The 21188-nt window shown below is 56.1% G+C and carries 14 protein-coding genes; 1 reads left to right on the forward strand and 13 read right to left on the reverse strand.

Annotated features, from left to right (window positions below; genetic code table 11):
- Nucleotides 1–122: 122 nt before the first annotated feature.
- Both Pla52o_RS06140 and Pla52o_RS06145 read right to left on the reverse strand, forming a co-directional pair.
- Nucleotides 123–2540 (reverse strand): PSD1 and planctomycete cytochrome C domain-containing protein, encoded by a 2418-nt coding sequence (locus tag Pla52o_RS06140; RefSeq protein WP_146593729.1) that lies wholly within the window; start codon nt 2538–2540, stop codon nt 123–125.
- A gap of 638 nt (nt 2541–3178) precedes the next feature.
- Nucleotides 3179–4642, reverse strand: coding sequence for a hypothetical protein (locus Pla52o_RS06145; RefSeq protein ID WP_146593730.1), 1464 nt, complete (start codon nt 4640–4642; stop codon nt 3179–3181).
- Nucleotides 4643–5063: 421 nt separating this feature from the next.
- Between Pla52o_RS06145 and Pla52o_RS06150 the strand changes: the two genes are divergently transcribed.
- Nucleotides 5064–7883, forward strand: coding sequence for a TolC family protein (locus Pla52o_RS06150; RefSeq protein ID WP_146593731.1), 2820 nt, complete (start codon nt 5064–5066; stop codon nt 7881–7883).
- A gap of 117 nt (nt 7884–8000) precedes the next feature.
- Here the strand turns inward: Pla52o_RS06150 and Pla52o_RS06155 are convergent, their stop codons facing one another.
- From Pla52o_RS06155 to tsaE, 11 genes are all read right to left on the reverse strand, one after another.
- The gene (locus Pla52o_RS06155; protein WP_146593732.1) at nt 8001–8906 is read right to left on the reverse strand and encodes an aldo/keto reductase; all 906 of its coding nucleotides are present in this window, start codon (nt 8904–8906) and stop codon (nt 8001–8003) included.
- Between the two features lie 80 nt (nt 8907–8986).
- Complete coding sequence (gene queG / locus Pla52o_RS06160; protein ID WP_231612134.1) at nt 8987–10063, reverse strand: tRNA epoxyqueuosine(34) reductase QueG; 1077 nt, start codon at nt 10061–10063, stop codon at nt 8987–8989.
- Entirely contained in the window at nt 10056–11429 is a 1374-nt protein-coding gene (locus Pla52o_RS06165; protein ID WP_146593734.1) for an MFS transporter, read from the reverse strand. The genes queG and Pla52o_RS06165 overlap by 8 nt, the downstream gene beginning before the upstream one ends.
- Before the next feature lie 122 nt (nt 11430–11551).
- Nucleotides 11552–12415 carry a class I SAM-dependent methyltransferase gene (locus tag Pla52o_RS06170; protein ID WP_231612135.1) on the reverse strand — a complete coding sequence of 288 codons (864 nt, stop codon included), beginning with the start codon at nt 12413–12415 and terminating at the stop codon, nt 11552–11554.
- A 52-nt stretch (nt 12416–12467) separates the two neighbouring features.
- On the reverse strand, nt 12468–12890 hold the full coding sequence (locus Pla52o_RS06175; protein ID WP_146593735.1) for a Minf_1886 family protein: 423 nt from the start codon (nt 12888–12890) through the stop codon (nt 12468–12470).
- Between the two features lie 808 nt (nt 12891–13698).
- A complete protein-coding gene (deoC, locus tag Pla52o_RS06180) occupies nt 13699–14427 on the reverse strand; it encodes a deoxyribose-phosphate aldolase (RefSeq protein WP_146593736.1) in 729 nt (242 codons plus the stop codon).
- A gap of 214 nt (nt 14428–14641) precedes the next feature.
- Nucleotides 14642–15184, reverse strand: a complete 543-nt coding sequence (locus Pla52o_RS06185; RefSeq protein WP_146593737.1) for a methylated-DNA--[protein]-cysteine S-methyltransferase — start codon at nt 15182–15184, stop codon at nt 14642–14644.
- A 32-nt stretch (nt 15185–15216) separates the two neighbouring features.
- Entirely contained in the window at nt 15217–16593 is a 1377-nt protein-coding gene (locus tag Pla52o_RS06190; RefSeq protein ID WP_146593738.1) for a tRNA modification GTPase, read from the reverse strand.
- A 145-nt stretch (nt 16594–16738) separates the two neighbouring features.
- Entirely contained in the window at nt 16739–19354 is a 2616-nt protein-coding gene (locus Pla52o_RS06195) for a protein-disulfide reductase DsbD family protein (protein WP_146593739.1), read from the reverse strand.
- Between the two features lie 47 nt (nt 19355–19401).
- On the reverse strand, nt 19402–20496 hold the full coding sequence (locus tag Pla52o_RS06200; RefSeq protein WP_197169038.1) for a phosphotransferase: 1095 nt from the start codon (nt 20494–20496) through the stop codon (nt 19402–19404).
- The gene (gene tsaE, locus Pla52o_RS06205; RefSeq protein WP_146593741.1) at nt 20493–21014 is read right to left on the reverse strand and encodes a tRNA (adenosine(37)-N6)-threonylcarbamoyltransferase complex ATPase subunit type 1 TsaE; all 522 of its coding nucleotides are present in this window, start codon (nt 21012–21014) and stop codon (nt 20493–20495) included. The genes Pla52o_RS06200 and tsaE overlap by 4 nt, the downstream gene beginning before the upstream one ends.
- Between the last annotated feature and the right edge of the window lie 174 nt (nt 21015–21188).

Genomic DNA, 21188 nt, shown 5'->3' on the forward strand with positions numbered 1-21188 from the left:
GCTGTCTCAATTTTTTGGGGGGGGCGATCGACCATGGACTTGGCCGGTGGGGTGCGACGAAGCCAAGGCGACGTCCTCTGCTGGATTCCCGCGATGTGACGCAGCGATCCAGGGCAAAGGGGTCAATCGAGGAATAAAAACTCGTTCCAATTCATGACGGTCAAACAATACAATCCCACCGCGCGTTGGCGGGTCATTCCGGGAGCTGTTTCGAGCGATGCGATCAAGTTGACGCCGTCGGCGATTTCGCCTTCGCTGGCTGGGCGTGCGAAGGTCGCGGTAATTGCCCGCCGAACCACTTCGTCATTGTTCACCGCGGCGGCGTCAATCGATGCCGCAAATTTCGCTGCTTGTTCATGGATGAAGTCGCTATTCAAGAGCGACAACGCTTGCCCGGGTTGCAGCGTCGCGAAGCGTGCCTCGCAGGTGAGATCGGGATCGGGGAAATCAAACGCGGTTAAAAGCGGTGTTAACAATGTCCGTTTGACATGGATGTAGACGCTTCGTCGATTGCGTTCGGTCTCCGACGAAGTGCCCCATCCTTGGCCGGGGCGCGATTGGCCGGCCAGCACTTCGGCAGACAACTTTTCATAGAAGCTTGGCCCATAGACCTGCGGATTCAACGATCCATTGACCGCGAGAATTGAGTCGCGTACCTCTTCGGCACTCAACCGCCGCGGGTCAAAACGCCAAAACAGATCGTTACCGGGATCGGTGGCAACGCCCGTTGCGTGACTTTGAGATGACATTTGGTAGGCCCGACTATTCATCACCAAACGATGCATGGCTTTGATTTTCCAGCCGCTTTCGACAAAGGTTTGGGCGAGCCAATCGAGCAATTCGGGATGCGTGGGCGGGGTACCAAGTTGGCCAAAATTATTACTGCTGCGGACGATCCCTCGGCCGAAATGGAATTGCCAGATTCGGTTTGCCATCACGCGAGCGGTCAAGCGATTGTCCTCGGTGACGATCCAATCGGCCAGCACACGACGACGGCCAAGCGACCGATTGTTAAACGCATCGGCGCGTGCCACATCGCTGCGGGCGGGGATTTCGGGGATGGTCGATTCGAAGATCTCCGGAAACGCCGGTTGCACCTCATCGCCAGGCGAGTGGGGATTGCCGCGAAACATCACAAACGTTTTGGCGGGCTTAGGAGTGTACTTTGCCAAGCCCATCACGGCATCACGCGGCGGTAACTCTTTCAGCTCACGCTGATTTTGACTCAGGGCATCACGCAGCGATTGGTACTCAGTCCATTGGTCGGCGCTCAGGTGGTCCTTCAATTTTTCGTTTAGGATTTTGTCGCGTTCGGGACGCGGCCCTTCGGTGGCCCGTTGATCGGGCGCAGCCATCTTGACGATGCCAGCTTGCTCGATCGTGCGCATTGCCGATTCAATTTCCCGCCGGGCGACATCATTTTGATGGTAACGAGCCTTTAGCTCTGGCGATGTAATGTCGATTTGGTTGTTCGCCGGCTCGGTTCCGCGGTCCGCATAACGCGTGACATCCTCAAAGAATGCCAACATGCTGTAGTAATCGGTTTGCGGAATCGGGTCGATTTTGTGGTCATGGCAGCGCGCACAATTGATCGTCAGCCCCAGAAACACTTGCCCGGTGGTCATGATCAAATCATCCATCTCGTCAAAACGAGCCTGTACCCGATCGACGGGTTCATCATCCCATGCCGCAAGCCGGTAGTACCCGGTTGCGGTGAGCGATTCTGCGGTCACTTCGTCGAGCTCGTCACCGGCGAGCTGTTCACGGACAAATTGATCGTACGGCTTGTCTTCGTTGAACGATCGGATCACGTAGTCACGATACTTCCACGCATTGATTTTAGGATTGTCTCGTTCAAACGAATTGGTTTCCCCGTAGCGAACAAGGTCTAACCAATGGCGTCCCCAGCGTTCACCGTAATGCGGCGATTGGAGTAGCTCATCGACAAGCTTGGCAAACGCCTCGGGCGATTCGTCATTCAAGAATTCTTCGACCGCGGCGGGACTTGGCGGTAGACCGGTTAGATCATAGTAGGCACGGCGAACGAGGGTTCGTCGATCCGCCATCGCGTTGGGTTTCAAGCCGACGTCGTCGAGTGATTTGTAAAGGAATGCATCAATCGGATTTTGGTTCCACAGCGGATCGTCGACCTGCGGCGGGGCAACTTCGGCCATCGGCTCGAATGCATAATGTTTGCCCCAGGGAGCTCCTGCAGCGATCCATTGTGAAAGCAATTTGGCTTCCGCCGCAGAGACCGGGTCCCCTTCGGGCGGCATCCGCTCGGATGCGTCGTCGGTCAAGATTCGCGTGAGCAGCATGCTGGCGTCCTGATCGCCAGGCACGATTGCGTGATCTCCCGAATCCGCTGTGGCGAATGCCGATGCTTGTTCCGCGAAGGAAATGCCACCTTCGGCTTGGTCAGGACCGTGACACGCAAAGCAACGTTTAGCCAAAATCGGCTGGATTTGCTTGAGGAAATCAATCTGCTTCGGTTCTTGTTTCTCGCGATCCACTGTCGGCTCGGCCGAGTCAAGCCGCATCAAAAAAACGCCAGGGGCCTCGAAGGCAGAGCACACGATTGCGAACGCAAAAGCGCAAAGCGGCAGTGAGCGAAAGCATGAAGAGAGGCGTCGTCGAATCATAATTTTGATTTCTTGCCGTCTGGAGGTAGGGCACGTTAACGGGGCTCGACAGCCGATAAAGGTTGCCGAAGGCCCGTTGCTGCTTGCCACCATTGTGACAGGAAAGAGGCGTTAGGCCAAGCAGGAAACTACAGGGGCGATTGAGATATTTTGCCAGCTCGATTTGAGGGCGCGAATCGGAGTGCTCATCCCGCCAGCGCATGCTAGTTGGTTTGCGTCGGCCGTAACGCCGGCATTTTGGCCATCGACGCGAAGGCGGCGGCGCCGCAAGAGTAGGCAGGGGCACGGGCCAATAACGCTAAAGGGAGCGTGCTGCGACGGAAAGGCGAAACCAATGGGGCTTCCCTTTTATGCCGCGTGTGAGACAAGCCGCCGGGCCTCATCGCGTTGTAAAACGCGGAGCGGATCGCGATGCACCGCTAGTTAACTCGAACGTCGTCTGAGCGGTATTGCCACCACGGCAGACAGGCATCGGGACATCGGCCTATGGGAGACGTGTCGATGACGCAACGATTTCGCTGCACTGTTTCGCGTCTCTAGCGAGCCAGCGTCAGGGAGTCCATTCGTTCGGTAATCGTCGAATGAATCTTCTCGAGTTCTCGCTCGAGTTGTTGGTTGCTGTTGTACAGCAAGACAAGCTCCGCACGGGTCTCTGCGAGCGATTTGCTGACCTGGTCATGATACGCTTGGATTGCGATCTTTTCCTTTTCGGTTTGATCGAAATCTTGCTCAAGCTTCAATTTGTCCGCTTGGGTCGTGGTCAACATCGCTTCGGTGGCTCGAATCGCATCGAGAAGCACGGTTTTTTGGTACTCCACTTTCTTGTCTTGTGCTTCCAAAGCGGTCAAGCGGAGCCGGATGCGTCGCAGCACAAATCGGTAATCGTTCAAGGGACGGATGTAGAATTGATTGATCAATTTGACGACGCCCGAGTCGATCAACTGATTGGCGGCTTCTTCCTTGAGCACGATCTGGTCGCCAACTTTAAAGCCAACTTCGTCCCCTTCGGTCCGTTGCAAACGGCTATCCAGGGCGCGCCCGGTGCCATCGAAAAAGTTTCCATCGGTTGCCGCCGTAGTGCGTTGTCCGTCGACCTGTTCATTGTGTTTTTTGATGAACTCGACGCGCGTCCAACGGCTCAACGGAGGATCGTCGGGAGTCGCTTGTTTGCCATCGCGAAGGTAGGAATTCAGAGTCGCTTCGCTAATTCCCGATTCAAAAAGATCGGCCAGCAGCTTGTCGTCGACGCGACCAAACAGATTCTCTTCGTCCGAAACGCTTCCATCGGCGATGAACATTTCGTGCCCGTCGAGAGGTAGCATCTCGTAGATTGACCAACTGCCCGCTTGCATGCTGGTGATCGAATCTTGTTGGATTTTTTCAAGATTGCTGGTGGGTTGTAGCGTGACCTGGTCTGGCGTGCTCGCGGTCACACGAAATTCACCCAGATAGAACCGGGGCAGCAACGAGGTGGAGTTGGGCATCGGGCGTTCGGCAAATCCGTAGACGATCAAGCCTTCGGGGACCACAGGTGATGGGGCCGCTGCTGCCGCCGCCGGGGCGGGTTCTGCAGCACCGCCAGCATCAGCGGGAATGACTGCCGCGTCTTGCGTACGGGCTAATACGATGCCATTGAGGTCACCGTTCTTCAGTTCCAAGGAACGCCACACGCGGCCGGTTTCGATACCGATTACCGACAACTCGTGGGTCAGTGCCACTAAGCCTTTGCCCGCCTCGGGGTTGGTGGTGCTGCCGAATTTGAGCGTATGATTCTCTGCTTTTGCTTTTTCAGCGCGGAGTTCGAGCTCTTCTTTGACTTTATGCCATGCCGCACGGCTCTTCAGTGCCCCGGCGGTGGGGAAGATAAAGATCACCGACAGCAACATGATTGAGATCACGGTGGTGATGTGGTACCAGCGCCACTGCGGTGCTGCCTTCCAGACGAGCACAAAGAAACCGATCACGACAACGATCAGTAGGCCTAAAATAGCGTATTGCATGATCGTTTATGAGAGAGGTTGAACAGTCATAGTCAAAGACGAAGCAGTCGATCGGGAGGTGATCGGAGGCGTGTTGCAAGAAAACCGCAATAAAAGTCCTCCGTTGGATAATAAGTTGGGCAAGATGTACCGTCAAGCTTTTCTCGTAATCTGCGGGACAATCAACGCAGATCGTGGGTCCATTTGGAGCGACCGTAGCACCAAAACCGACTTTTCAAGCTCACGGCGCGGACGGGGTTCTGTCGTCACAGTCGTTGCAACCGGCGTGTCCGTCAACCAAACCGGTGCACCGAACGGCATAACCCTACGATCCGGTAAAGGCCGAAGGGAAAGTGTCCGAACTCGATAACAGTACTAACGGATGTGCGTTTTGTAGGCGTTATCCTCGAAAATTCAGTTCTCTCACACCCGAACGTCCAACGTGAGCAAAAATCCCCCCCGCTTGGATGGCGGTCCATCGATCGCTGCGAATCGATTCGTATCGAACCCAACCTTCGCGGCTGGGCCCTGGATCTCGACCCCCGGTGTGATGCTCTTGTGCATCATGTTTCTCAGTAGCGTTGGCTGCCATCGTCAGTACTATCGCAAACAGGCTGACAACGAAGTCAATCTGTTGCTCGATGAAAAGTCACAACATATTTCGCGTCCCCCCACGATGCCGCTGCGAATTGACGTTGATCGCCGCAGTCGGATGTTTAATCCCTTTGACTTGGATTTTCAGCCGATTCCGTTGGACGATCCGTCCTCGTACGAATACATGCAATGTGTCGATGGACGACGCGGGTATCCGATGTGGGAAGCCGCCGGGGTGACGAATACCGCCGAGAGTCCCGATTGGTGGCAATTCCTGCCGCTGGACGATGATGGGATTTTGGTCCTCAATGCCGAGAACGCAGTGCGAATTGCGTTGCTGCATTCCCCGGAATACCAAGCCCAATTGGAAGAGCTCTATTTGGCAGCCTTGGATGTCAGCAACCAGCGATTTCAGTTTGACACCCAGTTCTTTGGAGGGGCCAATACCTTCTTGACCGCCGATGGCCGCCGCCGCAGCGGAGGGAACAACAACAGCAGCACGCGTTTCGAGGTCGGCACGTACAGCGAAGGGCAACGTCCCCTCTCGCTGGAACGGAGATTCGCTACCGGCGGCGAATTGGTCGCCGGCGTGGCCAACAACATCGTTTGGGAGTTGAGTGGACCAAATAGCCAAAGCGCCTCGACCATCTTTGATTTCACGTTATTGCAACCGCTGTTGCGTGGTGCGGGACGCGACAGAGTGCTCGAAGGGTTAACCTTTGCCGAACGCAATTTGTTGGCCAACGTGCGCGCCTTCGAACGCTACCGCCGCAGTTTCTTCTTGAATATCACGGTCGGTCGCGGCCCCGAAAGTTTGGTTAACGCGGGTAACTCCAATATCTCCATCAATGGTCAAGGGTTCGGAACCGGCGGCGGCAGCGCCAGCGGCTATTTGGGCTTGCTGCAGACTCAATTGCAGATCCGCAACCTCGAAGAAAACATCGCTCGTCAAACCGAAAACTTGCTGATCCTTGAAGACACCTTGATCGAGCAATTGACCACAATTCCCGATGACGCCGAAACGATCATTCGCCAGCGATTACAAGTCGCACAGGCGCGTTCGAGTTTGCTCCGCTCGCAAAGTCAATTGGTAGCCCAGCAAGCGGGTTATGAACGCTCGGTCGATGCGTTTCTCCGCAACCTTGGCTTGCCACCCTACATCTGTGCACGTTTGGAAGACCCCATACTCGAGCGGTTTGAGTTGATCGACCGAGACTTGCTCGGCCGTCGTGAACAACTTGCCTTGGTGCGAACCAACGTCGGCAGAATCAATGTTTCGATTCTCGAGCGTGGCACGTTCCGCGTCGATGAAGCCACCGGTTTACCGGAATCGCAAATCGAGTGGAGCGATGAACTTGCCAAGACGCTCGCGGCGTTACGCAATGAAATCCAACCGTTGGCGAAGTTCAACCAATCGCTGATTAAGGACGACTTGCCACGCGTTGCTGAGGACATGTCACGCTTTGAGGACTCGTTGCAGGAGCGGGAAAGCCAAAACCGTCGGTTGAGCAAGATGTACCAGGAACAGAAAACTCAGATCTGTTCGCTGCTCAATACAAGTGACATTGATGAGTCGCTATTTGACATCCAAGACCTGGGCTCTCTTAACGCTCAATTGAAAGAGGATTTCGACGCACTTGGCGAACGCTTGGCGACCTACGAGCAACGAATTGCCAAACTTGATCGTGCCATTGCGGAGCTGGCGACGCGTGGTCCGGAAGACAAAGACCCGGTAAAAGTGGCACTGTTGCTTCGCGATAACATCATCCTCGCGTCGCAGGACTTGTTGGCCGTGCTAGCCGACGACGTGTTGACGCTGCAGCTAACCCAAGCACGGGCGAGAACGGAAAGCGTGTTGCTTCCCGAAGTCGAAATTGACGCTCCCACGGCACTGGAAATCGCTCGGGCAAACCGTCGCGATTGGGCGAATGCTCGTGCCAGCCTTGTCGATACGTGGCGTTTGATCGAAGTCACCGCAGACGACTTGGAAAGCTCGCTCGATGTGGTGTTCAACGGCGACGTTCAAAACGTTGGAAACAATCCACTCGATATGCGTTCGTCTACTGGACGATTGCGAGTGGGGTTGCAATGGGACTCACCGATCACAAGGTTGGTGCAACGAAACAATTATCGTGCTAGTTTGATCGACTATGAACAAGCCAAACGAGCCTATTACGGATTCGAAGATGACGTTTGGCAACAATTGCGTGCTGAAATTCGACAACTGCAAGCGAATCGTTTGACGTTCGAACTCGGCCGGCAAGCGGTCAGCATCGCGGCCTCACAGATCGAGTTGAATGCCGATATCCGAGCACTCAACGAAGCCCGTGGACGCAGCAGCGGTCCGACCGCCGCCCGTGATGCGATCAGTGCGTTGAACGATTTGCTCGACGCCCAGAACTCGTTGTTGAATATCTTCGTCAACTACGAAGTCGTTCGCCGCAGCCTTGATTTCGATCTCGGTACGATGGAGCTCACGCCCGAAGGATTGTGGATGGATCCAGGAAAGTTAGATCCTGCGTATCTGTTGACACTCTCTGGGACCCAGGAATCGGGAATGATTGGCGGTTGCAACGCTTGCTGTCTGCCGTCACGACCGCTGCCTCGTCAACCCGACTACGGGATGATTCAAAGCGACGGCGTCCCCGCGGTAACGTTGATCGAGTAGTGCCGCGTCGGTTGCTAAAGCATGTTGCAAAATGAAGGGTGCTTCAAGCCGTAGCTGCGTTCGCAAGAACGCGGTCCACTATCTGGCGACGGCAGTTACATCAACATCAAAAATGATCTAGCGAGATGGCAACGCGTCTCGGACCCGTTGGGCAATCGTTTGAAGCAACTCTGCGGGCAACACGCCTTGTTTTGCCGCGGCGATGTTCTCCGCAAGATGGCGGGCGTTACAGGTTCCCACGATGGCGGTATGGCAATGGGGATGGGACAGCGTGTAACGCAAAATCAATTCCGCTCGCGTCATTGATGCAGGTAAGACTTCATCAAGTTTTGCTCGTTCCCAAATGTCGTCGAGCGCCGGGCGTTTGATTTCGGCGTCGGGACCGCCGTGTGCGATCCCCCCGCGAAGAATGATTCCCGCGCCGTTGTTCGCCGCTTCGCTGATCACGTCATGGTGCTCCGGTGCGAGCGCCGAATAGGGCAACTGGAACGTATCGAAAACGCCCAGTTTCATCAGCTTCAACATTTCAGGAAGTTTGGTCGAAACGCCGAGGAAGCGAATCATGCCTTGCGTTTGAAATCGCACTAATTGTTCGATCAATCCTTCACGTTGGAGCGTTTCCGCATCGCCACCATGGAATTGCAGTAAATCAAGGTGACCGGTCTGCAAACGAGCGAGACTCTTTTCGAGGTTTCGCTCGATCACCTCCTTATTCCAGTGGTGCTCAATCTGCAGATGGTCGTCGTGTTGGGTATAGACGCAACCACATTTGCTTGCCAAGAAATATTCGGATCGCCGCGCACCGAGGTAGCGTCCAATCCGCTCTTCGCTGAGACCGTAATCGGGGGCCGTGTCGATGAAGTTGATTCCTGAATCGAGCACCTGATGGAGGATGGACTCCGCATCCTGTTCGCTGACGTCACGTACACCCCACGTTTTGGGGCCGCGGATTCCCATGCTTCCGTAGCCGAGTTGAGTGACTTCGATTCCGGTACGGCCAAGTTTTCGTGTGGGTAAGTTCATTGTGTTCTTGGGGGTGATCAGAGGGAGGGGGTTGCGTTCTTTCGGGTTCAGTTGAAACGGAGCCGCGTCAAAGACCAACATCAATGCGCGGCGGCGCGTTCGATTTTGTCGATCGCCCAACGTGATGCTTCCCGTACCAGAGCATCTTCGTCGGCGAGTCCGTGACGCAAAGCGGACAGCGAATTTGGGTCGAGCTGGTTGCCGAGCACCAAGGCAGCGTTGCGCAACACGCCGCGCCGGCGTGTTCTCCACAGCGGCGTTTTGCGGAACCGGAGCCGAAACTCGGCATCATCGAGAGAAAACAACGCCCTCAATTCCAACGTTTGTAGAGGCGTGTCTTCGGGTTGCTCCGCGTCGTCGCGACGCATCGCTTTGCGGTTCCACGGGCAAACCTCTTGGCAAACATCACATCCGAAGGCCCAATCCCCGACCGAGTCACGCAGATCATCGGCGATCGCGTCTCGGTTTTCAATCGTCAGATAGCTGATGCATCGCGTCGCATCCAACACCCCCGGCTGTGGAAACGCTGCGGTCGGACAAGCGTCAAGACACGCGGTACAGGTTCCACAATGCGACGACTCGTGGGGCGTGTCGGTGGGGAGCTCAAGATCGGTAAGCACACAGGCCAGAAAGAAGTAGCTGCCTAAATGCTTGTTGATCAGCAGCGTGTTTTTTCCTTGCCAGCCCAGACCGGCCAATTGAGCGATCTCGCGTTCCATGATCGGAGCGGTATCGATGACGCCCCGTGCCATCGCGGTGGGATCGAATTGGCGAATCAACTTGACAAGCCGTTTTAGCTTCGGATGAATGATGTCGTGATAGTCATCGCCTTGCCAGGCATAGCGAGCCACTCGGCCCGTGCCGGGCGGTACCGCGGTGCGGGGACCAACATCATAGGGATAGGCCAAGGCGATCACGCTGCGACACCCCTCCAGCACGCCGGCGGGATGTCGATAGGCCTCTAGTCGATCGGCGAGGTAGGACATTTCGCCCGCATAGCCCGCTTCGATCCAGCGGGTCAAATCAGAAAATCCGCTCGACTCGATCGCCGGGGCTACGCCGACCGCGATGAAACCAAGCTCGGATGCTTGCCTGCGAAACGTCGCCAACAAATCGGTTGGCGACGTGATCGGATTCGATTGGCCGCGTTCACTCAACGGGAGCAGTCTCGACAGGGCCAATATCGGCCTTGGCAATCTCGACGCCGCGTTCATGGAAGAACAGCAAGAAGCCGACCAATACGGCCAACGCAAATAGGGCTGGCTTCATCCAGAGATCGTACCACTGGATCGCGGCGAGTTCGGAATGTCGCAATTCATCTTTTTCGGCTCGCAGCGATGCGATCGCTTCGGCACTGGCTTCAGCTTTGACCGCGTCATCAATTTGCTTGGTCTTCTCGACGACCTCGGCGCTGAATTGCTTTGACTCGGTCGTCGTGTGCTGGCCTTCGATACGGCCGGCCACTTGAGCACCGATCATCATTCCTAGGCCAAGCGTCAACATCACCAACAATCCTTGAGCTTGGGCGCGTACCGCTTCAGGGGCCTTCTTGTCCGTATAGATTTGCCCGGTGACGAAGAAGAAGTCGTAACAAATCCCATGCAGCACGATTCCTAAGATAATCATCCAACGCACTTGATCCGACGCTCCGTAAGCAAACAACGTGTAGCGTCCGACCCATGCCAACATGCCGATCGCGAGCATCCATTTGACGCCCAAACGGCGGAAAAAGAACGGCATCACCAACATGAATACGATCTCAGAAATTTGACCGTAGGACATCGTCGTCCCGATCGGCAACTGAGTTAGCTCGACAACGCGGCTGGCGATTTGGTAGTAAAACGCCAACGGAATGCAGATCAACATCGACGAAATAAGGAACACAAAATAGGAGCGGTCCTTCAACAACACGAGCGCGTCGAGACCGAACAATTGTCGAATCGAAACCTTCTCGTTGGAGCTGACCGGCGGGGTGTCCGGAAGAAAGAAACTAAACACCCCGAGTGCAACGGCCGCACCTGCGGCGAGATAGAACATGCCCGCATTGGTTTCGAAACCGGTAAAGGTCAGTACAAAACCGGCGGCAATCCAACCAATCGTCCCCAACACCCGGATGCCGGGAAACTCTGTCTCCGGATCCGACATGTTCTTCAGTGCGATCGTATTGGACAACGCAAGGGTTGGGTAATAGGTCAACATGTAACCGAGAAAGAATCCCCAGTTGATGAAGCCGGGCGATGCCCCCCCTTTCATCGAGGAGACCGCCGCAAACATGATCACGCCGCCCAGGAGGTGCAGGATCGCGAGCACTTTTTGTGCGGAAAAGAATCGGTCGGCGATCAAGCCCACCAACAACGGCGTCAACAATCCCGCGATCGGACCCACCGAGTACGTGTTTCCAAAGTCACTAGGCCCGAATCCAATCGTAGACAAATAGTTTGGCGCTGTGACGTACCACGATCCCCAAACAAAGAACTGCAGGAACATCATGATCGAAAGACGGATGCGAACGCTTGGGGCCATTGCAAGAAACTTCGGTTGTGTGGGAAGCGGGAAAAAAAGCAGCTTGAGGGATCCGCGGCGAAGGGTGACTCGCGACTCGCCCGGTTGGATTGCTACGCGGTGAACTCAGGTCGATCGAGATTCTAACGTAGCGCCTCGAGTACTTGTAGTGTTGGCAGGGGATCGATGGAATCCAGCGGACTGTCGTCGCGAGCGAAGAACATCAAATGTTGCCAGGGCAGCTTGTTATACTCTTTCACCAGCTTGAAGTGGTTCGCGTGGTACTCCTTGATGATCTGGTTTTTTGACATTTTGTGCAGCGGCTTGATCGGCACGGTGGGATCCTCTTCGCGATACTCCAACAGCGCAATCACGCCCTCGGGCTTCAAGGCCCGGTGCAGATGCCAAAGCATTGATTCGGGATGTGAAAACTCGTGGTAGACATCGACCATTAAGATCAGATCGAGCTCCGCGGCGGGCAGATTGGGATTATCGACGTTGCCGAGAATCGGCTCGATATTTCGCAGTTTCGCCTTGCCACTGCGGACGCGGAGCTTTTGTAGCATCTCACGCTGAATGTCGACGGCTAAGATCCTGCCACGCTCGCCCACTTTCTTTGCCATCGGTAACGTCCAATACCCGTTGCCGCAACCGAGGTCACAGACGACCATGCCCTCGCTCAGATTGAGTTGGACGAACGAATCGGAAGCATTCTCTTCCTCGTCACGATTGTCGCGGATCAGCCACGGGGCGCCTTGGTGTCCCATCGGCTGGGCAACGATGCGACCCAGGTAAGTACGCCGCGCTTTCTCCTCAGGCGGCGTTGCCGAGACCTTGTCTGCCGAGGCTTGGGCTTGGGCTTGCGGCGTGCTAGGGCCAAGCGGCGTGCTAGGGCCAAGTGGCGTGCTAGGGCCAAGTGGCGTGCCGGTCTCAATGACCGCGGTCTCTTGCGCCCCTGCCTTGCTTGCCAAACCGACCGTCAAACTGACCGCCAAGCAGGCGATCATAAACGCGGATGGACATCGAGCGGACGCCGTCTCGCTTCGCAACCGCCCCCGCTTAATCCTCGTCGCGAGTGACCAGTTCAAACTCAGGCTCAAACGCGCTCTCAAAGTCAAAGACGTCATCAAAATCCTCGCGGCGATCGGTTTCACTTTTTCGCATCTGTTCGATGCGAATCAGATTGTACACCAATTCACCCAGGTCACTCGTCGAGTGAATCCCCCAGTTCGCTAATACCATCTTGGCCAAATAACCATATTGATCGATCGCGTAACGGCGACACGACTCACACAGCTGTTGCCCGGTGACGTGGTTCGGGCTATCCGTGGGGTCGCCGCCTTTGGCCGCGGGCTCGCTCGTTTCGGCCTCAGCGCTCTCATGGGCGTAATGCAGTGACTCGCGGATGAATTGATAAGCTTCGATTCGATAGCGAGTGTCGTCGTTTAGTAAATCACGAATCGCTTTAAGAGGAGTCGTCATGGGGGAACTCAGGGGGACGCGTCGAGTGATTTGACGTAGGATCGGTCGGAGTAGAACGCTTCAGAGCCTCGGTAACGGAGCAGACGAACCGCGTCGGTGAGTCGCGCCGATGTTCGCGAAAGTTGCCTTTTCGTCGAGATATCGCAAGAGAGAAGCACACGGGTGATGACTGCGTCTCTGCATTTTGACCGCTTATTGGAAAAAATACAATTCCGCTGAGATTATCCGTGTGAAAAGAATGCGATTAAACCGCCAACCGATGCGGTTCGTGCAACGATATCGTTACCACTTCCTGAGTGAATGACCCACCGCAGCGGTCGCTCTTGCGGTCGATCGGGCGATGGAAGCCGACCGAGGTCTTAATTAATACAAACGCGACGGGGCCAAGGGGGATCGTTACCACCGGGTCACCGTCCCCTCTTTCCGCTCCGCCCCAAAAAAAATGCTGGCGGGCAACGTACAAACGTCGTGGGGCAAACGACGTTAGTGGTCACCCGCCAGCAAGATGGTTAGAGAAATCATCAATGCGGTCTTTACGACCTCTTCAATGGTCTCTCTCGGATTGGTTGCGGTGAGATACGGGTAATAGACATGAAAACAAACGGTTACGCAATAGGGGGGTGTGTGTCTGCGTTTGGTTTGTGCCTAAAACAGCGTAAATGCGAGTTTTTTTCTGTTGTTCTGTGATTGCCAAGGCTCAATTGCAAGTGTGCGGCCCCCCGGTGGAACTGCTCCGCAGGAATAGGGTTGCCGCTCCCTAGGGGCCAATTAAGTTTGTCAGAACGGTGAAGTTTTTAGAGCGGACCGATCAGTAACCGTCGCTACCGGTGTCGGCCACATCGATTCGGGGCATTCCCAGTTGAAGACGGCATGCATCGAGTATCTCCTTGGTGCGACTAGCGCCGACCCGGGTTACCCCCAGTTCGCGAACGCTCACGACGGTTTCGAAGTCGCGAATTCCTCCAGCCGCTTTCACTTGAACATGTTCGGGAGTGTGCTGTCGCATCAACGCTAGATCTTCGCTCGTCGCACCGCTGGTACCGAACCCGGTCGACGTTTTGACCCAATCGGCGTCGAGTTGCCCACAAATTTCACAAAGGCGAATTTTCTGTGTTTCGTTCAGGTAACAATTCTCAAAAATCACTTTCACTTTTTGCTTGGCCGCATGTGCCACCTCAATCACCGCAGCAATGTCTTGGCGGACGTAGTCCCAGTCCCCGCTGATCACCTTAGAGAGGTTGACGACCATATCGAGTTCTTCACAGCCGTCGGCGATCGCTTGTTCGGCCTCGGCTCGCTTGACCGCGGTGGTGTTGACGCCGAGTGGGAATCCAATCACGGTCGATGTTTTGACCGTGCTGGCGGAAAGCAATTCGGCGCACCGTGGCACCGCGTAGGGCATGATGCAAACACTCGCCACGTCATACGCTAGCGCCAATGCGATCCCCGTTTCAAGATCGGAGGTGGAAAGCGTTGGCGTCAGCAAGGCGTGGTCGATCATTTTCGAGATCGCTTGATACGTATAACCGCTGCTCATCAATTTGTAGTTTTGTTAAAGAGGAGAAAAAAGAAAGGGAATGGTAATCCGGTGAAGGGCAGCGGAACTGCGTCGGCGCTGAAGCGAACTCAAGCGGGCGAAAAGGATGCGATTGACAATCGCGGATGGCTTCAACTGTGCGCCGTGCAACCGTGCAACCGTGCAACCATGCGCCGTGCAACCAACAATCGACGCCGTCAACGGTGCCGATGGTTCACATTGCCAACCCGTGTAACTGCGAATGGTTTGGGTTTTCTAAGTCCAACAAGGCTTGCTTGGTCTCCAATCCACCGGGCGCGCTAAACCCACATAGCTTGCCTGAGGAGGCGATCACACGGTGACACGGAATGACGATGGGGATACGGTTGCGTGCCATGGCGCCGCCCACTGCACGACTTGCTCGTGGGCTTCCCGCGCGTGCGGCGAGTTCGCGATAGGTCAGCGTCGTGCCCGGTTCGATTCGGCGACAATGTCGATAGACAGCCCCCACAAACGGCGTCCAATCAGATTGATCCACTTGGATGTTCTCGAAGGTGGTCGTGCCAAATTCGAAGAACGCATTCAGCCGGTCGTCTAGAGATTGAGCCCAGGAGACTATTTTGGGCGTTTTTGTCTTGATTGGAGACGTGACATCCGCCTGGGCTCCCCCCCAACGCAAACGCCACAGTCCTCGGTCCGTCCACTCCGACTCGATGGGGCCGAAGGGGGAAGCGTGATGTGCGAGGGAGACCGCAGCAAGCCTAGGTTTCGACGTCATCGAATGCGTGCTCTTTGGAAAGGCGGTCACGGTTATTTGCCGATACAAAAACGGCCGAAGACACGATCAAGAATATCATCAGTGTATACTGCCCCGGTGACCTCACCAAGGCACTCGACGGCGACACGAAGTTCCGACGCCACGAACTCGTGTCCCTCACCGTGGCGGATCAAGGTGATCGACGATTCAAGACAGGTTGCCGCTTGCCCGAGTGCCCCGGCACATCGCGCCGCGGTTCCAATCACCGACCCGACTTCTTCTTGGTCGCGCGAGGCAGCCCAGTCTGCGATGTGATCGCGCAGCGTTTGGACCCCTTCACCCGTCACGACGCTGGTGTAGATCCAGCTGGGCGAATCGCTGCGCTGGGTCACCAAGTCCGACTTCGTCGCCACCCATACGTCAACGGACGAGCGTTTTGACGAACCATCGTGCGAGGCGAAATCGCGACGCAGCGTTTCGAGATCGCCCGCCGAAGCATCGACGCACCAAACCCGCATATCGGCATTCTGAGAAGCGCGCAAGGCGTGTTGTTGTGAGGCGGCGCTAATTTCAAACAGCGGGTCTTCGTGGCTGTGGCTTTCAATCCCCGCGGTATCGACCCATTGAATCTCGGTGCCATCGATGACCGTTTCGACCGAGACGATATCACGAGTCGTTCCGGCGACATCGGCGACAATCGCGACCTCGCGACCGACCAACGCGTTGATCAAATGGCTTTTCCCAGCGTTGGGATTGCCACGCAGCGCGACGACGGCGCGGGAGCGGTTGCCAGCGCGGGATTCCATCACGCGACGGGTTTCCTGGAGCGCGGCATGAATCGTCGTCAACCGCTCGACCAAGGCTTGGTCGCTGATGAATTCGATATCCTCGTCGACGAAATCGAGCCCCGCTTCGACATCGGCAAGTAAGTCGAGCATCTCACTGCGCATGTGCTCTAAGGGGCGAGACAGATTCCCGGCAAGTTGTCTCAACGCATGCTCAAGCGATCCTCGCTGCTCCGCTTCAATCACTCCAAGCACGGCCTCGGCCTGTGGCAAATCCAATCGCCCGGCCAAAAAAGCCCGCATCGTAAACTCTCCGGGACGCGCCGCTCGCGCGCCTGCAGCGCTTAACACTCGAACGATCGATTCCAGTAGCGGGACGCTGCCAATCGTGTGTAGTTCGGCAGCAGGTTGGCCGGTGTAACTTTGTGACGTTGGCCACAGCGAGACGCTCACTTCGATTTCGCCGAGTGGGCTGCCCAACTCGATTCGGCTCTCGATCACTGTGGGGCGTTTCTCGTTTGCCACCGCCACTCCGACCGATCGCAGGATCGCCACCACCGCTTGACCCGACATTCGCACGATTCCACGCAATGCCGGGCTGGTGGGTGACGCGATCGCCACAATGGTTTCTTCAGAATCGAGCATGCAGCGCCAAACAAGCCAAACGGTTCAAGGGGATCCGACGCGGCTTCCCAAGGACGGTCTGTCCGCGTCGTCGTGCGTCAACGTATTCCAGGCAACACGTTCAGGACAACACGGCTTAACGTCCCACGGTATAAAGCAACGCGGTTTAATGGACAAGCACCGCAGGATTGCGGTTCGTTGGCGGCGTTCGCGCGACCGACGGATCGCTAACACTCGCCCCAGCTTGACGCAGCGCATCGACGACCGAGGATTGGCTGACCAGATCGCGAAGCACGATCGGTTGGCTCGGATTCGAACCGGGATAGATCGCTAAGACAGGGATCGAGCGGCTTTGCAATTCGGCAAGCTTGGCTTTGATCTCGTCGTTGTGGTCGGTCCAATCGGCCAACATCGGCACCGCATCAAGCTCTTCGAGCACCTGCCGTGTTTGTTCGGTATTCAGCGCCACGTTGTAATTGACAATACAGTTCACGCACCACTTTGCGGTGAAGTCAACCAACACCGTGCGACCTTCAGCATGCAGTTCCTGTAATCGTGCTTCACTGTATTCCTCCCAAGCGATCGTTTTCACACCGTCTTGTTGCGGCGGTGGAGCACCCAGGTATTGAAACGCCATGAAACCGATCGCCGTTGCAATCCCCACCCCGCTGACCCAAGCCAATAAACGCTTTTCAATGTCGGCCCAGTTGGGCACTTTGCCAATGATCCAGCAACCAAACCAAACGCCAATCAGCGTGACAAAGACGGGGACTTTATGATCATCGCTGAATTGATTAAAAAAGAACGCGACGGTTGCCAGAAACAAAAACGCCAAAAACTCCTTGAGCGTTTCCATCCAATTCCCTGGCTTGGGTAGCCAAGCCACCAACTTGGGCCAAATGCCGATCAAGAGATAAGGGATCGCCATCCCTAACCCGATCGTCATCATCAACGCCGTGGTTTGGGCGGCGGACAAGGCAATCGTTAAGCCAAAAATCGCGCCAAGAAAGGGGCCGCTACAGGGCGTCGATAAAACGGTAGCAAAGGCACCTTTGCTGAATGCGCCCACGTAGCCTTCACGCTTCTGCAGGTCTTGCGAAACTTTGCCGCCCGCCATCCCAGGGGCTGGGATTTCCCAGACACCCAGGTAGCTCAACGCCATCGCAAACATCAACAAGGTCAGTCCAAGACGCACGGGCAGGTAGGTGAATTGTTCGCCCCAAGAGAGCGAGAACACGAGCGCTAACACGGTCAATAACGCGAACACGGCGAGGATGCCTGCGGCGTAAAAAAAGTTCAGTAGGAATGCACGCTTGCGATCCGCCCCGGCCTGTTGAACAAAGCTCATCACTTTCAGCCCCACGACCGGCAACACGCAGGGCATGAAATTCAAAATCACGCCACCCAAAAATGCGAACATCAGCACCATCGCAAAGGAACGCCGCTTTTGTTCCCCGCCATCTTGAATCACGATCGGTTGCGTCGTGGCCGACGTATCCGCGTTGTTGCCCGCGTTGTTGCTGGCATGGGTATCGGGAACCATCGCGCCGTCGGTCGGGGCGGCTGCCGTCGAGTTACGGTTCCGCTCGCCGTCGGGCTGCGCTGTTTCCGGTTTTGCTTCGAGCTCGTCGACCCAAGCGGTTTCAGCCGCCGCATCGAGTACGTCAACGCGTTTCGCGCTCACGAGCGTGACGGGAGCAGCTTGCTTGGTACGGCTCGTTGATTTTGCGACCGTGACGGTCGACGTGAACGTTAGGGCCATCGGTTTTTGACAGCTTGTATCGGTACACGCTTGGTAGGCGACCATCCCGGCCACTTGACGCTCGCCGAGCTGCGCGTCGCGGGGAACTTCAATCGGAATCGTCCAAGTCACGTTGCCGTGGTGGAACATTACCCCCGGCAATAATTTGGCATCGACGGGGACCGCCACGCTACTCGCCTGCGGCGCTCCGAATCGCAAACCTGACTTTTCCACTACCACGATATTCGTCGAAAAGTCGCCGTCATCCACGGTCGCTTGATAAACGTGAAAACCGGCGTCCGGTTTTGCGGTTAGTTTTAGCATCGCGCGCTCGCCCGGAGCGACGGTGGTGGGAACTAGCTCTGCGACCCATTGGACTTCGTAACCATCGTCACGGAACGGTTTCGCAGCGACCGGTTGCTCGGACGCGACGGATTGTGCTTCTTTATCGGACTTCGCGGCAACCATTGCTGTGGTCGTTGAGGATTCGCCCGCGAACGTTGCCGTCAATGTTTCTGAAATTGGAATACAGGCACCATCGGGCTTACACACCTGGGCCTTGACCGCAATGGCGATCGGCTCACGGAAATCGTCGGGGATGGAAATTGGAGCCGACCACACGACTCGCCCTCCATGCTCTTCGATGGTGATCCCTTTGAAGATTTCTGAAACACTCTTCAGCGGAGCTTCGTGCGGAGTAAAACTGCCCGCCAACTTCACCGATTCGGGCGACTCGATTGCGAGCCGAGTTCGCATCGGTCCGCCAGCCGGTTGGGTGACCGAATAGATATGCCAGCCACGATTAACATTGACGATGACGTCAAGTCTGGCTTGGGATCCGCCTTCGCCCGGGAAGTACTTTGCTTCCCATTGCGCCGGTTCATCGGAGGCTTCGTCGAGGCCACCGAGTGAAAAATCGGAAAACACACTCCCGTCGTTGCCGAAGCCGTTTTGAGCCGCCGCTGGATTGGCCGCCCCAATGAGCAACGCGAGTGCAAGCAAAACAAACGCGATCGTACCGCCGCCGTTCTTTTTCATCATTTTTAATTACGCTCTTTGCGCAGATTCGGTTTGCGTGGATCGATTGATCAGGATTCAAAATGACTGATTACCCGCAGCCATTGATCAATGCGGTTGGCGATGAGTTCGTCATCGTAGGAAAATGTTTGATGTTCAAGCAATAACCAAGTTGCCCAGTTCCCGAGGTTTATCCAAGCGGATGCCCGGACGAGGCGTTCGGCGAGCACTTGTTGCTGTTCATCCAATGACGATTCTACCCGATAACCCGCCAATACCGACTGCCAAGCGGTGTGTACATCGGTGCATTGGGCGAGGAATCCTGAGATCCAACGGGCCAGGTCGGATGCCGGCGCATCGACTCGAACCGCATCAAAATCGATGATTCCCGTCACAGCCGTCTGCGTGGATTCGCCCTCAACCGCTGGCAAATCGCTGAAAAAGATATGGTCACAATGCACGTCCCGCAACACAAATTGGGTAGCAAAGCGAGTTTCCGCAAGGGAGGCAAGTTCGCTTTCGATCTTCGTCTTCGCCTGCTTCCAATCCACGTCCAATCGACCGACCGCAATCTCCAAAGAATGTCGGAGCCGCAGGTTTTCAATCTGCCGCCGGTCCGCTGACACGACTTGGTTCATGATCGCCGCTAATTCCGTTAATCGCTTGCGTCGCGCCAGCAGACAGGGCGCGGGTTGATACTGGGTCCCGAGTGTCGCTACCGAACGATGAAAGCGGGCGATCGCCGACGCCCCGAGTGACATCCGATGGAGCCGTTCTTGGTGCACCAGCTCGGACTCCGGCGTGGGCACCGACCAAGTCCCAAGTAACGCAGGCGGTTCCTGCCAAACCCGCCCTCCAACCCAACGCACCAATTCCCAAACAGACGCTCCCGCTTCGATCGCCGATCCACGGTGATCTCGCGGCGCGAGGATCGCCGGGACGAATTCACATCCGTTGCGGCGTGAGTGAGTCATCACGCGATGGATTTCGTCAACGCGTAAAAGCGACGTCCCGATGGGATAACGCTTCAGCGCGTACCTCTTTTGTCCCGTGACCGTGACGCGAAACAGAGCGGCGCCGCTCATCCCCGGCGCGATTGGATCGATCGAGACGATGTCGGCCGGGTCGACCCAGTGTTGCAGCACCGCTTGAGGGCTGGGAATCATGTCAGCGCCCAGCCGGCGCTGCGGCATTCGTACTCTAATTCGCCAAACGCTTCACGTAGAGACTCGTCGTTGGTGAACATCGAAACTTGGCGAAGATTAGGATCGTCTCCGATCTCGATTTGAATCCACAACGTTTCCAGAGGCATCACGGACGAAACCAAGTCAGCCCACTCGACCAGGGTCCAGGCCTCGACATCGTCAAAGAGTTCCTCGACACCGAGCTCAAGGAATTCGTCGTCATCGGCAACACGATAGGCATCTAAGTGATGCAATTTGATCGCACCTTGGTGCGTTTGCAGCAGCGTGAACGTGGGGCTGGTCACTTCGGCTGGTTCAATACCGGCGGCCAACGCGATCGCTTGCACGAACCGTGTTTTTCCCGCCCCCAAAGTCCCGATGAATCCGAAGGTCATCCCCGGACGAAACGCCCTGACCATCCAGCCGGCGAGGGTGTCGATTCGCGGCAAATCGAGGTGACGCAAACTCAAGGCGAGTTTACCGATACGTTTTGGACCCAAGTCAACCAACTCCTATTCGATGATGAATGGAGAGTATGTTAAAGCATCGAAGGTCCGGCGCGATCCCGCCCTGATTGACTTGCGGAGGTCGTTCGTGGTCCGCCAGAACCGTGCGTACTCCCGCTGATGGAGTGGCTGCTCGATTACCGATCGAGCGGTTTCTGACTCCGCGAT

Origin of the sequence: Novipirellula galeiformis (assembly GCF_007860095.1) — a bacterium.
Taxonomy (GTDB): Bacteria; Planctomycetota; Planctomycetia; order Pirellulales; family Pirellulaceae; genus Novipirellula; species Novipirellula galeiformis.

Bases quoted from the DNA above. Each gene is read 5' to 3' on its own strand.
- Pla52o_RS06185 (WP_146593737.1), bottom strand. From the start codon at position 15,184: ATGACGTCGAAACCTAGGCTTGCTGCGGTCTCCCTCGCACATCACGCT.
- Pla52o_RS06165 (WP_146593734.1), bottom strand. From the start codon at position 11,429: ATGGCCCCAAGCGTTCGCATCCGTCTTTCGATCATGATGTTCCTGCAG.
- Pla52o_RS06145 (WP_146593730.1), bottom strand. From the start codon at position 4,642: ATGCAATACGCTATTTTAGGCCTACTGATCGTTGTCGTGATCGGTTTC.
- Pla52o_RS06155 (WP_146593732.1), bottom strand. From the start codon at position 8,906: ATGAACTTACCCACACGAAAACTTGGCCGTACCGGAATCGAAGTCACT.
- Pla52o_RS06140 (WP_146593729.1), bottom strand. From the start codon at position 2,540: ATGCGGCTTGACTCGGCCGAGCCGACAGTGGATCGCGAGAAACAAGAA.
- deoC (WP_146593736.1), bottom strand. From the start codon at position 14,427: ATGAGCAGCGGTTATACGTATCAAGCGATCTCGAAAATGATCGACCAC.
- Pla52o_RS06200 (WP_197169038.1), bottom strand. From the start codon at position 20,496: ATGATTCCCAGCCCTCAAGCGGTGCTGCAACACTGGGTCGACCCGGCC.
- Pla52o_RS06175 (WP_146593735.1), bottom strand. From the start codon at position 12,890: ATGACGACTCCTCTTAAAGCGATTCGTGATTTACTAAACGACGACACT.
- Pla52o_RS06195 (WP_146593739.1), bottom strand. From the start codon at position 19,354: ATGATGAAAAAGAACGGCGGCGGTACGATCGCGTTTGTTTTGCTTGCA.
- Pla52o_RS06170 (WP_231612135.1), bottom strand. From the start codon at position 12,415: ATGATCGCCTGCTTGGCGGTCAGTTTGACGGTCGGTTTGGCAAGCAAG.
- Pla52o_RS06190 (WP_146593738.1), bottom strand. From the start codon at position 16,593: ATGCTCGATTCTGAAGAAACCATTGTGGCGATCGCGTCACCCACCAGC.